Below are 15285 nucleotides of genomic sequence, written 5' to 3'. Positions count from 1 at the left end.
CCATTTTCCGATTATTTGCAAACTGCGTGAAGAACGATCGACGAAGCCCTTCTTTTCCATTTGATATGATAGTAAGGAACCAACTTGGATCAATCTACTATTGTGGATAGGTGAGATATCTCCTCTTTGTTCAAAGTTCACACACCCCAACTAAGTTTAATACAATTGCCATGCTGACGAATAAGCGACGTCAACCACAAAGCGATATTCAATGAGATTCCACACGATGACGGATACTCGCCTCGAACCGCGGCCTGTTCGTTCACCGTTAGCCGCGGGTCGCGTGTCCGGCGAGTATCTACAAGACCAGCGTGTGGAACGCCCGGATACCAATCGCTGGACGTGCGTCGAACCCGAGAACTCGACGCACTCCGACGATCTCCGGAGACTTTCTCCCGCATAACTTGGCCCCCATTCGGATTACCCGCTCGGGGCCGGGGAACACGGGACTGCCGCCTGCATTCATCCAGTAACTCGTCCGTTTTTCATATCCGGGCGACTATGACGGATGATGTTCGCGGCGCTGTGACTTGCGTTCGTTCCTGCAAGTGGAGCGAACGAGCGGTTCTCTGCGCGCCGAGCGCACGACGAGCCGCTAGTACGCTTTCCCAGAGACAGAGCTACGGCTGTGTGAAGCCCCGGAGTCTCCGCTGGCGAGGGACGCTGGAGTTTGAATCCAGAGGCCGCCGGTTCGATTCCGGCCGGGGCGATCACATGTGCGTGCCGACGTGATGTAATCCGGTGAGCATCCGGCCCTGTCACGGTCGGTATCCGGGTTCAAATCCCGGCGTCGGCGTGGCTGCATGGCCAATCCACATGGGGATACTCATCGAGGCAGGCATCCGTCCGATGGTTCGGTTACCTGACTCGTTCCGACGGGTACGGGCCCGGAAGGGTCTGAAACCTGCATGGTCCGGTGTAGTATTCCCGGGATAACCCGAAGTACGCCCCGTGACGAAACCGACAACCACGACTGCGATGGTCTTGGTTGCGTGTTGGAGATACGTGTATAGGCAAATGATTGACTGCCTAGAAAACGGCAGTTCCCGTGCCGTGTCTGGGGATCGGTGACCCCGCTGGTCTGCTATACCAGTTCCGGTAACGGTAGCCCGGTTCAACCCCGGGACACGGCGTTTGTTGGAATCCCGGCCGTGGGATGTAGCGTGCCGCCATGCCCGAGTGGTCAAACGGGCACGGTTGAGGGCCGTGTGGTGAGTCCTTCCCAGGTTCGAATCCTGGTGGCGGCATGCCGGTGATTGGACCGGTATCTGGGTTCCCCTGTCTCCTGTGTCGCCGTACCCAAGTGGTCAACGGGAAGCGGTTCAGGCCCGCTGGCACAGGTCTTCCGAGGTTCGAATCCTCGCGGCGACAGTTCTCCCTGTAGTCCAGCGGCGACGATCCCTCCCTGTAGAGGACAGACGCGCGTTCGAGTTGTGCCAGAAAGATGTGGGGCGGTGGAAGAGACAGGTATTCGCTCACGCTCTCATCGAGTTTTCATCGGGCGACCGATGCGACGGTGAGAGGTCCTTCCTCTCGCTTGTAACGAGAACACGCAGGTTCGAATCCTGTCCGCCTCTTTGACGGATGATCCTTCGGGCAAGGCGAGCGCTCCAGTGGAGTAGTGGCCAAACTCACGACCCTCTCACGGTCGAGCCCCCGGTTCAAATCCGGGCTGGAGCATCTCCACTATATGGAGAAACGGATTGCTGGGAAGCAACTCTCGGCTCAAAGAGCCGCTTGGAAGAATAGTGATGCGGGATCGGATAGTGGTAGTCCACGGGGCTCATATCCCCGAGGCCCAGGTTCGATTCCTGGTCCCGCAATGGCGGGCAGTCCAGATGGAGTGGACGCGCCGCTGACATCGGCGAGATCACAGGTTCGAGTCCTGTCCCGCCAACCTGTATGAGCCCGGTGCCTATGAGGACAGGCAGCCGGTTTTGAACCGTCAGATAGCGGGTTCGAATCTCGCTGGGCCTGTTCTGTGCCCGGGAGACCCCCCTGGCGAGGGTACCGGGCTGTTACCCCGGTCGTGGGAGGTTCGAGTCCTTCTCCGGGTGTCGGACCCGTATGGTCCAACGCACACCGACTATCATGCTCCTGGAGTCCCCGTTGGCGAGGGACGCCAGCCTTTCGAGCTGGAGGTCGGGGGTTCAATTCCCCTCGGGAGCACTTCGGAATCGATGCCGCCCAAATGGTGGTGTTGGTTCCAACCCTGCCGTGGCCGTCAAGATGGAGCGTTCCTTCAGCCCGTCAGGCACACCGGGAGTCATAGCCCGTCGCTCCGTCAGTTTCCCGGCCACGCCTCAGGCGATCGTCGAGTCGAGGCGTTGCTTCGTCAGGAACTCGCAGGTTCAAATCCTGTCGGTGGCGTCGTCCATCGAGAACATCCCGGACAAAGGGAGCACGAGGGTGCTTCCGACACCGGGTCCCGCCTCGACAGTTTTCCGATCGCCATCACTCATTTCGTGGCCGTCGAGCTGGAGTCTTCCTTCGCCTCAGGAGCCGGAGGTCCGGGTTCGAATCCCGGCGGTGGAATTTCCACCGTGGTGTAACCTGGGAGCACGCTGTCGAGGCTCCAGCAATTTTCCGGCCACCCCTGTCCCCGTAGCTCAGTCAGGACAGAGCACCGGCCTTCGAAGCCGGGTGTCGCACGTTCGAATCGTGCCGGGGACGTCCAGCCGAGCACGGCGAGGCTGGGATCGGGAGAGCATCTTCCCGGCGTTAGCTGCTCATCGTTCGTGAGCGGCATCGATTCGGAGCCGCCTGTTTCGGCTTCAGGTGATAGTATGGAATTCAACGAACCCAAACAAACAGTCGCAGAAGCGACGCGTACCACCAACTATGAGGGTGGAGAAGCGTTCGAACCCGCGGATCCACGACTCGCCCTATACAAGCGGACGATCAACCAGCTACTGGAAGACTCGTTCTACGAGGCCGATGATGAACAGTTAGCAGCTGTCGTTCGACGGTTCGACGCTGTAGCAGCCGAAGACCCGGAATTCGTCTTGAAGCTCGCTGCGTACGCTCGGCAAGAACTCTACCTGCGTGATATTCCGCAGGTATTGCTCGTGCTAGCGGCCAACGACGAGCGATTCAAGGATGACTCTCCTGAGTCGATGATTCGTGAGTGGGCTCCATCGATCATCCAGCGGATGGACGAGACGGCGACCACTCTTGCAATCCACGATACGCTGTTTGGCGAGACTGCACCGTGGCCGCTCCGCCGTGGAATCGAAGACGCGCTCGTCTCGATGGCCGATGCGTACACGCTCGGCAAGTACGAACTGTCGCGGCGCGAGGTGACGCTGCACGACGTGTTCAACCGCGTCCATCCGGAACCGATCGACGAGGAACAAGCAGAGTTGTTCGAGCGGTTCATGCGTGGCGGCCTGGATGATTATCCAGACATTGACCCGCTTCCCTCACCCAAGACGTGGGAGACGGTTATCTCGGAACGTGGCAACATCCGAGACGCGTGGACAGATCTCATCGAAGATGATGAGCATGCACTGCCGATCTTTGCGTCAATCCGGAATCTCCGGAATATGCTCGAAGCGGGTGTTGATGAAGAAACAATCGTTGCTCACCTTGACCTGGAGGCGGTGCGCCACGCACCGTTGTACCCGTTCCGGTACTACCAGGCATACAATGCATTACAGGAGGCAGACATTCAAGCACCAGCAGTTGAACAGTGGCTGGAAGATGCGATCGGAGTTGCTGTCGAGAATGTTCCCGATGGCCTTGGCGAAACATTCGTCGCTGTGGACCTCTCAGGGTCGATGGATCAACCGCTGTCGCTGAACAGCACGCTCCGACTCAAGGAAGTCGGCGCATTGTTCGGCGCACTTCTCGCTGAGCAGGGCGCTCGTGTCGGTGGCTTCGGTGATGAGTTCCAGACGGTCTCGATGCACGTGGATACGCCAGTCCTGCAGCGTCAGGAGGCCGTGCTCGCTATCGATGCAGAGGTTGGCCAATCGACCAACGGCTGGAAGGCGCTGGAATACCTCCGCGAGCAAGAGGTGCCTGTTGAACGGATCATCATCTTCACCGACATGCAGATTTGGGACAGCACGCCGTTTACCCACCGCGACGATCGGACGGTCAAAACGCAATTCGACGCCTATCGTGATGAAGTCGCAGCGGATACTGCATTGTATCTCATCGATCTCGCATCGTACGGCAAACTCGTGACCCCGGAAGGATACGAGAACGTCTACAACATCTCAGGGTGGTCGGAGAACGTTCTTACGTTCATCGAGTACGCTGAAACCCCGATGCAGATCATAGATGAGATCGATGCGCTTGAACCAGCTTGAGCCGTTCTTTTTCGATTTTGCGTGCTGCGCGAGTAGTGTAGTTCGGAAGCACGCGGTCGCGCCATGACCGAAGCGGGCGTTCGAATCGTCCCTCGTGCACTCGGAGCACCGCTCATGGAACAACCCGCCTGTGCAGTGCTCCACAACGGAGGTGTCACCATGGCAATCACTAGTGACAACGATCCCGAAACGACCGTAACTGTGGAGGTGACGATTCGTATCCCTAGTGGTGCGAGTGGCGACCTAGTCACTGACGCCGAAGAGCGTCTCACGCGAGCTACGGGTGTGGTTGATGCAACGGTGGCTGAACTACACGGGATCAAACCCCGGCTCTCGGCAACCATCATCACTGTCGAAGTAACAATTCAGGTGGCTCCAGTCCTGAGCGATACCGAGAAATTGCGACAGCATCTCGCTGAGGTCCCTGGAGTCGAATCAACCCCCCGTATCGGAGACTGACGTGAACTTTGGGCCTACCCTGAATTACACCTACCTAGTATTTATCGCCGGAATCTACGATCTATAGCATACTATGACCGGGTGGGATGAGTCCGACAGTACGTATGTCCGAGGAAGAATTGACGGATACCTTCGTGGACTGGCACAGTCGTCGGACGGTAGTCTAGCTTTCGATCAAGAACAGTAGGAAGGCCTGTACGGGAGCCGCGTCGTGTACGATAGCTTTCCAGCATGGGCAAATAAAGAGGAACGGAATCGAAACGAAGATTCAGTTGTTCTATGTGATTGGGTGGATTCGACCGAAACACTGTATCTAAAAGACGATGTGAGCCTCCCGCTTGATCGGTCGGGTACGATGGTTTTCGAAGATGGGACGGTCGTAATCTCCAGTTCAGAATATCCCCGGATCTTTACTGTTGGCGAGAACGTCGTCGAACTGGTCGAACAGTGGCGAGAATTGAGTCTAAAGATGCTCAGAGAAGCGTACGGATACGAATACAAGTGATGGTCGAACACCAAACCAACGAAGACGGACGCTAGAGTTCACCTTGACGTCTTTTCGTGCAGACGCCGCAGGCATATATGCGTTGTATCCCTATACAGTACCATCATGAATGTTGATTCTGAGGAAGCGCTCTACAAGGCCCCACGAACGGATGTTTCCCAGAATCAGGGGCGATTCAGAATTCACTTCAATTTTCCCGGGCAAAACCTCCCTGATCACGACGATCACGGCTATGGGCCGCTCGCAACTGTCGTTGAGTCATTCATGGACCCCGACACGCTAATTTCGATGCATCCCCACCGAAACGACGAGATCGTTTCCTGGGTGCCAGCAGGTGTAATGCGTCATGATGACAGGGAAGGGAACAAGCTGGTCACCGACCCCGAGCACCTCATGGTGATGAATTCAGGACGAGGGTTCTGGCACGAAGAGCGAACCCTTCCGGATGACCCACCGCTCCGGATGCTGCAGATCTTCGTCAGACCCCACTCGCTCGATTTCGAACCGAACATCCAGCACGGCCCCATCCCAGATTTCACCGCTAACGAATGGCGGCATCTCTTCGGACCTGAAGGAACAGATGCTCCGTTCTACGTACGCAACGACGTGCATCTCTACGATGTACGACTCGACGAGGGAACCAGTGTTGAACTCCCATCGATCGCGGGATGGGACACGTACTTCTACGTCTTCGAGGGGGCTGTCGAGGCGAACGATACCCGCTTCGGTGAGACGGAAAGCGGGCTGCTCGTGAACGAAGATACCGTTACCGTGACTGCACACGAGGAATCGATACTTGTCGCGTTCGTCATTAATCCCGACGCGCCGATTACCCGGCAGGGGACGATCGGTCGGTAATTCGAATCGGCGGATTTCTCCGTCAAAGGGTATGGTTCCCCAACCTTTCGAAGCTAACGCTACGATCGGTAGTTACGTAGCTTACGGACCTAACACTCTTATCGAGGCTGCACGTATTCTTCTGTGAAGATGTCGATCGACAGGGAACGGTTTGAACAGGCGAGTGAGGAGGAACTCGAAGAGGTGTCGGTGACGGATCAAGTACTGGGATTTCTTGCTGCAAACCGCGATCGAGCGTTCAAGGCACGGGAAATCGCGGCGCGAACCGACCTCGATGAGGGAGCCGTCAGTACAGCTCTTTCCCGACTCAAGGACCGTGACTTGGTCGAGCATAAGGCAACGTACTGGGCGATTACTGATGACGAGAGTCGGTTAGCGGCGTACAGTGGATACGAACGTGCGACCGCGCTATTTAACGAACAATTCGGGGACGAAGAGAAGGCTGCGTGGCGGGAACACGCTCCTGAGGAGCCACATCCCAGCGAGGAGAGCGGATCGTGACCGACGAGGATCCAGTTTACGATCGGGGGGATGTCGTTTACGGAGACGATCCGTTCAAAGGTGAAGAGGATGCACGACCCTGGGTTATCATTTCGAATCACGGGGACAAACCGTTTCACGGTGAGCAATATATCGCACTGACGCTTACGACGAAGTCTTGGATGGATGGGTTAATCGAGATTCCTGAAACAGCCTGGATTCGTGGAGGGACGCCGGATAAAAGCCGGATTGTCCCGTGGGGTGTTCAATCAATTGATGCTGACGATATTGAGTTCTGGCAGGGAACAGTTGACGAACAAATCCTTGACGAAGCCATCGCGGCGCTCATTGACGAGATAGCCGACGAGACAACGGTGGACGAGGACAACTAATCCCAGGAGGCGAGCCATCTGAAAGAATCGTCTCTTAGGTCGAATCACGGTTGTTGTGCCGGCAGATTATGATGTATGATATTACGTCTCTGTTGCATAAAAGTGAAGCTATTTATATTTGGTTCGTATTTTTGCAACACAGTGTACAGCGAAGCGGAGCTCCGATTGCTCGCAACCCTCCGCGGGGAGCGCGCGCTCAGCGACCTCGCCGACGATCTCGATCGAAGCCTTAGCTACGTGTCTGAGCTGGTAACGCAGATGGAAGAAAAGAATCTGCTCCACACGGTCCGGTCAGGGAAAACGAGGCGAGTTCGTCGGTCGCAAACAAAAGCTATCGAACTGTTCGATAGATTCGTCCTGCGGTATCCGCACATCCCATTTCCCGAACTTCTGGATGGGGCCACGCTTCGCGTGCTGTACTACCTCGACACGCCAGCAACTGCGACAGAACTCGCTGATTCCACCGAGGTACATCGGAGCACAGTTCACAGGTCACTCTCCCCCTTACAACATCGAGGACTCGTCTATCGAACGAACGGCAAGTATGCACTCAACGGAGAGTTCGGAGAACTCGCTACAGTTGCGAGGGAATTCGCTCATCATCGGCATCAAAACCGGATCGAAAACCATGTAGATGCCTATACAATTCTCTGGGAGTCTCTCGATGAGTTCCTCGTCCAAACGGATGAAGGAGTCGATGCAGAACCGTTTCTCCCAACGGGTCCAGAACGGTTCCAAGAATACGGTCTCCCGCTTTTGACCCGTCAACGCCGGTACTATCTGTACAATGAATCGAAGACTGATCTTTCAGCGTCGGAACTATGCTGCCACATGATAGTCATCGATTATGGGGCGCGATCACAGTCATACTGTCTCTTGTTGTTGGCGGCCACCGATATAGATCGAGGGGAACTCCAATCCCTGGCAGAGAGATACGACGTCGAAGAAATCGTATCCGATCTCCTCACGTATCTTGACACCGAAGGTGAGGTTCGGGCTGACTCGCTTCCGGGGTGGACAGAGTTCGAAAAGCTTGCCAGGGAGTACGAGGTTGACGTATGAGAGAGCGACTGGATAGCGCCGTTTCTGTACATCATGTTAAAGACGCTGGGGCGACTACTTTCCCTCAATGGCTGCACAGGAGTATCGTATCGTCTCTGGGGAGGACTCGGAGATACATCAAGAACCCCATATTGAGGGAAGCCGAGTTACGGTACGAGACGTATTTGTCCGGGTGGAGCAACGGGGACTTAGTCCCGACCGAGTGGCTGAGCGGTACAATCTAGATATCGCTGACGTCTACGAGGCACTCGCGTACTACCACAACAATCCGGAGGAGATGCAGCAGGTCGAGAACCGACACGAACGGGCTGGTGAGGAAGCGAAGCGGCGGTCATCGCTGACGCCTCCCGAAAACTGACAGATGGTGTCTCGGCTTATCTGGGCACAAGTGTATCGATAACGTCTCAGAAACGAATATACGTCCGAGACTTGCTACGATATCGTGTGACTGCTAATCCTATCGGCGGGCTGCCGGACCGTCCTCTGACACACTCCGACATTCGCGCACTCGCCGGCCATCATAGCATCGACATCTGTCATCCTGTGTACCAACTCGTGGATGACGAAGATGCGATCATCTCGGTGTTTATCGGTGTCGGTGAGCAGGTCCATGTCCTAATCTTCGATCCCGAGAAACGAGCGTGGGTAAAGGTTGACTCAACCGGATCGTGGGAAGGCCTCACCGAAGACGTCGGACTCGATGATGATCGATTGACAGAGCAAATTGAGGCTGGATACGATGAGGATGAGATTGAACCGGCAGGATACCTCAACGATCCGTTGGACGGGTTCGCAGCGAATCTGCCACAGGAGCCGTTGACAGCTGCACAGATCACGGCCATCGGCGACCGAGGATTCATTCCCGAAGCGATTCCGTTCACACGACACAAGAGTACTGATCGGTACGTCTCGTTCGTGCTTGCGTTCGACGAACCAATCGAGAACAGACGGTTGTTCGCTGCCTACGGCTACAATCCCGAGACGAACACGTGGGAGGTTGCCCACTCGCTGGATGTGACCGATGTTGAACGGGATGACGAGGCTGTGTTCGAGACCCTCGCCGAACATATCACTACCTGGATTACTGATCACTACGAGTTGAGTGAACTCGCAATCGACGAAGAAGACGTGTCGTGAGAGCAGCAACCGAGTGTGCGGGCTTCAGGGAACCTCAATTCCGATTTCTTCTGTGAGCACCCACCCCGTCGCGCTCTGGCCGTGTTATGGTCCACCTTCAGCAGGAGTGTGGAAGGCATGTCCGGATTTGAACTCGGTCAACTCCTCGATGCGATCTTCGAGTTCCTCGATCTCTTCGCGTAGCTCCTCGGCTTCCGTTCCGTCGGTGGCAGCAAGTTGGTCTTTGAGACCCTGTAGTCTGGTTTCTTTCCGATCCTCGTCCACCTCGGCTTTCCGTACGTACTCACTCTCGGTGATCTCGTATACATCTCGTTCGGAGAGTTCTGTCACCTCTAGTGCGTCGTCCACTTTGCCGCGGTCCACTCCCATGACGCGCTCGGGGTCGATGCCAGCATGTTCGAGAGTATCGAGTACGTCGTCTTCGTCCTTCAACGACCGGTTCCGCCGCGTCGTTCGCTGGACGGAGCCGAACGGACCGCTCACGGGACGGTCGTGATGCAGGCGGTTCAATAGGACGTCGGCCACGTTCTGCCTGAGATCGTTGGCGTTTCGTTGGACGTCCGAAAGCAGCGTATAGAGATTCACCAGCGCGTCCGTCTCCATGTCTTCGAGTACATCGACTTCGTGGCGTTCGAGTGCATCCACGAGCAAGAGCGCATCAGCATAGACATCCAGATCCGGTTCAGTTCGTTTCTCTTGGCCACGTTCGGAATCCCCCGCATCATCGAGTAGTTGGGTGGTCGTCGGCCCGTCTCTCTCAAGAATCACGCCACGCTCCTCGTCGATTTCGAAGCGAGGATGGACGCTCAGGACTGCTGAATACGGTTCAGCGTCGGGCGGAAGACGGTCCAGTTCGAACCCACCCGATTCTTCGGTTACTCGGCGATACAGCGTCTCAAACTGCTCCCGCTGCAGTGGCCGCTTCTCTCCTGTTTCGTCAATCTGGATGATGACGCGGTGTTCTTGGATATCGGTGATACGAAAGCGCTCGTGTGACAGTGGCGTGATGAGCGTTGCTCCGTCGGAGAGTTCTTCGAGTTCGTCAAGGAGTGTGTGCCAACTGACGCTGAACGGCATATGAAAACCTTGGCAAGCAATCGACTAAACAGTACTCCGTATACGTGTCGTTGCGGCGGTGAGGGGTGCCCAGGGTTTTCTACCGATCGGACCCGTAGCAACGGATAGGACGCGATGGAACACGAACCGACAGTGACGGAGGCAGCGATCAAGCGTCTCGCACGGTCCAAGTCGTACGACCGCGGTGAGAACTACTACGATCAGGGTGCCGTCATCGACGTCACTCATCGTGGCGATACGCTGCGAGGTGAGGTCGAAGGGAGCCAGTACGAACCCTACCAGGTACGAGTTGAACTCGATGATACTGGAATCGTGGAGACGGCGTGTTCCTGTCCGTACGACCACGGCGGCATCTGCAAACATCGAGTCGCGGTTCTGTTAACGTACATACGTGATCCAGATAGTATCGATCAGCGTCCGTCTGTGTCCGACCTGGTTGCGGATGCAGACCCGTCGGAACTCCGGGACGTGATTCTTGATCTCGTTGAGCACCACCCAGAACTAGCGGCTCGGGTCGAATCACGACTTGAAACGGGCCAAGGCGACGATGCGTCTGTCCGATCGCCAGATATCAACCGCGAGTCGATTCGCCAGCAAGTCCAGTACGTACTCCGACCATCAGATGGGAGGTCAGGGCACGGTCACGACCCGTATGCCGCAGTCGAAACTGATGTAGAGAAACTCCGAGAGATCCTCGACCAGGCACGAACAGCTCTCGATGCTGGTGATGGTGAAACGGCCCTGGTTATTCTCGAACCAATGGTCGAGGAGTTGATGGACGAAGAGTGGTTGGCGCTCTCGTACGACGATTCGCAGGCAATCTTCGAGTTTTTCGACGAGGTCGATCGAGTACTGGCTGAGGCGCTTCTCACGGTTGATCCATCCGAAACTGCCCGTCAACAGTGGGAAGAACAGCTCTGGCAGTGGGAACAGGAGATGGGGCGGTATACCCATCACCCACCGTACAGCGTCGCGCTCGAAGCGGTCCAGCGTGGCTGGGATTTCGAACCGGTGCAGCGAGCACTGGACGGCGATACCGCTGCCGTCGATCTCTGGGAAGGCGATCCACCGTGGTACGCCGAGGACTTCATTAGAGCCCGTCTTAACGTCCTCGAACGGCAGGATCGCATCGAGGAGTACCTGAATCTGGCACACGCCGCCGACCAGATCGAGGCATTTGTCACGATGTTGGTGAGAGAAGGACGCATCGACGAGGCCATCGAATACGGGCGAAGCAACCTGGTCTCGCCTGACGAGGCGCTGGCACTGGCCAAAACGCTGCGTGAACACGACCGTCCACAGGCAGCACTGGAAATCGCACACCTCGGTCTCTCACTTGAGGGGCCGAAAAAAGCCGAGTTAGCCGAATGGCTCCGCGATCGAGCCAAGAGTATGGATGAGCCGGAGTTAGCATTGGAAGCTGCTATTACTGCGTTCAAAACTGATCCGACGCTCTTGGCCTATCAGGCGACAGAGGAACTTGCCGGTGAGGAGTGGCCCGAGATTCGAGACGAACTGCTGTCGTATCTCGCCGATCAGAATACGACGGCTCGGACAGCGCGGCAACACGTCGAAATCTTTCTGGAGGCGGAGCGGTACGAGGAGGCGATCGCTATCGCGGAGGAATTTTCGGATTATACCGTCGTCGAACCAGTCACAGAGGCCGTCTTCGGAGAACATCCACAGTGGACGATCGAAGCCTGCAAACAGCAGGCGGAGCCGATCATCGAGGAGGGCAAATCACAGCGGTATCGCCACGCGGTCCTGTGGCTGGAAACTGCCGGGAAGGCAGCCGCGGCTGCAGAGGAACTCGACGAATGGCGTGCCTACGTGGAAGAGCTGAAAGACGAAAACTCCCGAAAGTACAAACTCCGACCGATGCTGGAAGAACTGCTTGCGGAATTTCCAGAGTGACGGAACCACGGTGAACAATGCCCGAACGTACCAGCGAGCGCGTTCTCACGATCCTTGCTGATCGTCCAATAACCCTTCCAGAAGATCTCACGCTGTCAAAAATTCGGGATCGTGCGTTCGGATTCAAATTCGAGGAAGGTGAGGAACTCTCGTTTCGGATCGAGCGACATCCGACGATGTATCTCTCCGGGATGGGTGTCCCAGGCATCGATGCGTCACCAGCTCGGTTTCATGTTTTGACGGAGTACCGACTGGATTTGAATAACGAGACGTGGGACAGTGAGGAACTCGCGTCGAGCTTCGAATACGAGCCCTGGTTGGTTGTCGAAGCTGAACTTGGAGCTGGCGGTCCCCACGATATGATCCAGCAAGAGATCACCGAAGTCAGAGCTGCGGACGATCCGGAAGCTGCCTTCGACGATGTGTTCGGCTCCTGGATCGACCACTGGGAAGAGAAATTCGCTGAAGTCCATGGCCGAGCGGTTCCCCAGGAGGATAAAGAGGCGATTCTTGATCTGTTGGTCGGGGAGTTACGCGAGCGAGCGGATCTGGATTGACCAGTCGATGCCATGTTACTGTGGCCGTTGATTGAGTACGTCTATAACATCTTCAAGGGTGAATAGTCGAAGGGTGTCCTCTTCGTCGGCTGCCTCTCGAACTGATTGTTTGAACCCGTTTCGACTGAACAGTGCGTATTCGTAGTCGGGCTCTCCACCAGCTGGTGGCGTCCAATCGATCTGCTTGGCTTCTTCCTGTAGTCGAGAGAGTACGGTATATCCAACGGGCTGGTTTGTGAACTTGACTTCTCCTGCGAGAAGCGTTCCCTCGGCAGTGAGCCCGACAACGTCGATCTCGTGTTCTCGGTGCCACCAGCGTCCCGGTCGCTCGGTGAATGCCAAGTCGGAATACAACGAGGGGACGGCCTGCTGACAAAGTTGCTCGAAGACGTCACTGACGAAGTTCGGGAGTTCGGGCTCGACGAGTTCACTATACGCCGTGTCGCCATACATCTCGTATCTACCGCCGCGGCCGTGAACGAACCGAAACCAGAAGCGGAAGAGGTGGTCACTGATCTGATACCGACGTTTCCGACTACGCGTCGGATCCGCCGTCACGGGATAGTCGGGTTCGATGAGTTCCAGATCCTCCAGTCGGTCGAGGTAGTAACTCGAACTGTTTGCATCAATACCTGCGTCACCGGCGATTTCATTCCGCGTTCGGTTCCCTTTAGCGATCGCTTCGAGAATAGCAAAGAACCGATTTACCTCGTCAACCTCCATTCGGAGGATCAACTCGGGCTCTTCGTGGAGACTGCCCTGTTGGTGTAGCAACGTTCGCGTGATGTTCTCGTCAAGCGACTGCGTGTCATCGACCGCTTGGAGGTAGTGGGGAACGCCTCCAAAGACCCCGTACGCAAACACTTGTTCCTCGGGACTGTAGTTGGGGAAGAACTCCATCGCTGCCCCGAAGTCGAGTTGGTTGATCGGAAACTTTCCGCTGGGATTCTGTGAGATACGTCCGTACAGTGGGGCGCGTCCATCGAGTGTGAGGTCGTACATCATCCCGATCGCCGATCCGGTAAGGACGAGTGTCGTCGCGGAGTCCTCGACGCTGTGGTCCCACAGTCGCTGAATCAACGATGGAAGTTCCTCGTTAGCGTCAGCGAGGTAAGGGAATTCGTCGAGAACGATGATCGCGTCCTGATCGATGAGATAGTCCAGAAGTGTTTCCCAGTCACGCTGGAGACGCTCGATGTCGGGATACGTCTCACTCGCGTCAGTCACGAAGGCGTCGAGTTGGGCCTTCGCGGTTGTTTCTGTCGCCTGGTGATACACTGCGTCGTCCCGCTCGCGGATCGATTCTGCGACCAGTCTCGTCTTACCGATCCGGCGACGGCCCCACACGACAGCGAGTTCCGCTTCGTCGCTCGCATAGAGTTCTCGCAAGCGCGCGAGTTCTTCTTCCCGGTTGACGAACTCGGCCATTAGCAGCTGTTTGTCTCCCCCACTCATATGATCTCAGATAGTGTAGCTTCAACTATTGTAGCCTAAACTATTGTATCTTTGGCTATGTTTTGCTTGCTATCACGTGGAGACGCTTCTCGAATCTGGATACAGTGCCTGAAAGGTTGACGTGCTCGACAGTTGGATCGAAAGCTGTAGAGCAATTAAAGAAATCCGGCTCTGTTGAAGTCCTCAAATGGTGATAGGTTTTGGGCGTCGTGCAAGATACAGAGGGTGTAGTCAGCATTGGGTCGTGATACAGATCGGACGCGACTGTATCACCGGGGTTGTGATGGTGAATTAAGAGCCTGTCAACCTTAGATTCCTGTAATTTCACCGTCATTCTCTCTGCTAAAGTTGACACGCTTAATCCGGGATCCCGCTGAGTTTTTTATCCCTTTGGACTAAAATATCGAATAAATGATAATATACTTCTTGATGAATACACAGCACGAATGCAGCACTCGTCGTTGACTTTCCATGAGTGATTAAGAGGTGAGATCGCTCACCGGAACTGACGGTTTATCCAGTAGCCGAGAAGAATGTCGTACAAGATACAGAGAGCGAGTCAAACGTGAATATGGAATTAAACGCACTGAGCACCCCCATACACTTTTGCTCAGTGATAAGAAATAAATGAGAATATGACTCAATCGATCCGGGTATTGCACGTCGATGACGATTCTTCAATCGCGGACCTGACCGCAGCGTTTCTACAACGTGAGGATGACCGCTTCACCGTTGAGACGGCCACCAACGCCGATAAGGGGCTGGGCATCATCCGTAATCATCCACCTGACTGTGTGGTTTCGGACTACGAAATGCCCGGGTTGAACGGCATTGAGTTCTTGCAGGCTGTTCGAGAGCAGTATCCTGACCTTCCATTTATTCTCTACACCGGAAAAGGTAGCGAGACAGTTGCCAGCGATGCCATTGCTGCAGACGTAACGGACTATCTTCAGAAGAGTTCGGGGTCTGAACAGTACGAACTTCTCGCCAACCGAATCCGGAATGCTGTCCATGCGAGGCGTGAGGCCGAGCGAGCCGACAGACAGGAACAGCTGATGCGTCTGACTGAATTT

General features: G+C 55.7%; 13 protein-coding genes and 11 tRNA genes. 22 read left to right on the top strand and 2 right to left on the bottom strand.

The features are described 5' to 3' along the window. Nucleotides 1-634 precede the first annotated feature (634 nt). The 19 genes from CHB65_RS14370 (at nt 635) to CHB65_RS14280 (ending at nt 9209) form a co-directional block, all read left to right on the top strand. Nucleotides 635-710 (top strand) — tRNA-Gln (locus CHB65_RS14370). Nucleotides 711-722: 12 nt separating this feature from the next. After that, a tRNA-Asp gene (locus tag CHB65_RS14365) sits at nt 723-796 on the top strand. Nucleotides 797-1165: 369 nt separating this feature from the next. After that, nucleotides 1166-1247 (top strand) — tRNA-Leu (locus CHB65_RS14360). A gap of 42 nt (nt 1248-1289) precedes the next feature. Continuing rightward, nucleotides 1290-1371, top strand: a tRNA-Leu gene (locus CHB65_RS14355). Between the two features lie 77 nt (nt 1372-1448). Further along, a tRNA-Thr gene (locus CHB65_RS17525) sits at nt 1449-1577 on the top strand. Nucleotides 1578-1607: 30 nt separating this feature from the next. Next, nucleotides 1608-1680: transfer RNA gene (locus tag CHB65_RS14350), tRNA-Glu, on the top strand. A 72-nt stretch (nt 1681-1752) separates the two neighbouring features. After that, a tRNA-Met gene (locus CHB65_RS14345) sits at nt 1753-1823 on the top strand. Continuing rightward, nucleotides 1824-1897: transfer RNA gene (locus CHB65_RS14340), tRNA-Val, on the top strand. Nucleotides 1898-2093: 196 nt separating this feature from the next. Beyond that, nucleotides 2094-2169 (top strand) — tRNA-Glu (locus CHB65_RS14330). 429 nt (nt 2170-2598) lie between these two features. Then, a tRNA-Arg gene (locus tag CHB65_RS14325) sits at nt 2599-2673 on the top strand. Nucleotides 2674-2786: 113 nt separating this feature from the next. After that, entirely contained in the window at nt 2787-4316 is a 1530-nt protein-coding gene (locus CHB65_RS14320) for a TROVE domain-containing protein (RefSeq protein WP_089385727.1), read from the top strand. Between the two features lie 26 nt (nt 4317-4342). Further along, nucleotides 4343-4415, top strand: a tRNA-OTHER gene (locus tag CHB65_RS14315). A 60-nt stretch (nt 4416-4475) separates the two neighbouring features. Further along, nucleotides 4476-4775: a hypothetical protein gene (locus tag CHB65_RS17035; protein WP_143420440.1), complete on the top strand. Its 300-nt coding sequence runs from the start codon at nt 4476-4478 to the stop codon at nt 4773-4775. 610 nt (nt 4776-5385) lie between these two features. Then, nucleotides 5386-6138 (top strand): pirin family protein, encoded by a 753-nt coding sequence (locus tag CHB65_RS14305; protein WP_089385725.1) that lies wholly within the window; start codon nt 5386-5388, stop codon nt 6136-6138. A gap of 129 nt (nt 6139-6267) precedes the next feature. Beyond that, on the top strand, nt 6268-6639 hold the full coding sequence (locus CHB65_RS14300) for a MarR family transcriptional regulator (protein ID WP_089385724.1): 372 nt from the start codon (nt 6268-6270) through the stop codon (nt 6637-6639). Continuing rightward, nucleotides 6636-7010, top strand: a complete 375-nt coding sequence (locus tag CHB65_RS14295; protein WP_089385723.1) for a type II toxin-antitoxin system PemK/MazF family toxin — start codon at nt 6636-6638, stop codon at nt 7008-7010. Before CHB65_RS14300 ends, CHB65_RS14295 begins: the two co-directional genes overlap by 4 nt. Before the next feature lie 141 nt (nt 7011-7151). Beyond that, a complete protein-coding gene (locus CHB65_RS14290) occupies nt 7152-8072 on the top strand; it encodes a helix-turn-helix domain-containing protein (protein ID WP_089385722.1) in 921 nt (306 codons plus the stop codon). Between the two features lie 67 nt (nt 8073-8139). Continuing rightward, nucleotides 8140-8430 (top strand): DUF433 domain-containing protein, encoded by a 291-nt coding sequence (locus CHB65_RS14285; RefSeq protein ID WP_089385721.1) that lies wholly within the window; start codon nt 8140-8142, stop codon nt 8428-8430. A gap of 86 nt (nt 8431-8516) precedes the next feature. Continuing rightward, on the top strand, nt 8517-9209 hold the full coding sequence (locus CHB65_RS14280) for a hypothetical protein (protein WP_143420439.1): 693 nt from the start codon (nt 8517-8519) through the stop codon (nt 9207-9209). Nucleotides 9210-9293: 84 nt separating this feature from the next. Here CHB65_RS14280 and CHB65_RS14275 read toward each other — a convergent pair whose 3' ends face one another. After that, entirely contained in the window at nt 9294-10286 is a 993-nt protein-coding gene (locus CHB65_RS14275; RefSeq protein WP_089385719.1) for a hypothetical protein, read from the bottom strand. 114 nt (nt 10287-10400) lie between these two features. Between CHB65_RS14275 and CHB65_RS14270 the strand changes: the two genes are divergently transcribed. Further along, complete coding sequence (locus CHB65_RS14270) at nt 10401-12200, top strand: SWIM zinc finger family protein (RefSeq protein WP_089385718.1); 1800 nt, start codon at nt 10401-10403, stop codon at nt 12198-12200. A 17-nt stretch (nt 12201-12217) separates the two neighbouring features. Continuing rightward, complete coding sequence (locus CHB65_RS14265) at nt 12218-12757, top strand: hypothetical protein (protein WP_089385717.1); 540 nt, start codon at nt 12218-12220, stop codon at nt 12755-12757. Between the two features lie 15 nt (nt 12758-12772). Here the strand turns inward: CHB65_RS14265 and CHB65_RS14260 are convergent, their stop codons facing one another. Beyond that, nucleotides 12773-14185, bottom strand: coding sequence for an ATP-binding protein (locus CHB65_RS14260; protein ID WP_089385716.1), 1413 nt, complete (start codon nt 14183-14185; stop codon nt 12773-12775). A gap of 662 nt (nt 14186-14847) precedes the next feature. Between CHB65_RS14260 and CHB65_RS14255 the strand changes: the two genes are divergently transcribed. After that, nucleotides 14848-15285: response regulator (locus tag CHB65_RS14255; RefSeq protein WP_143420438.1), on the top strand; the 438-nt coding region annotated here is incomplete at its 3' end.

The organism is Halorubrum vacuolatum, from assembly GCF_900188065.1.
GTDB lineage: Archaea > Halobacteriota > Halobacteria > Halobacteriales > Haloferacaceae > Halorubrum > Halorubrum vacuolatum.
The sequence above is the reverse complement of the archived record's forward strand: the minus strand, read 5'-3'. Positions and strand labels throughout refer to the sequence as shown.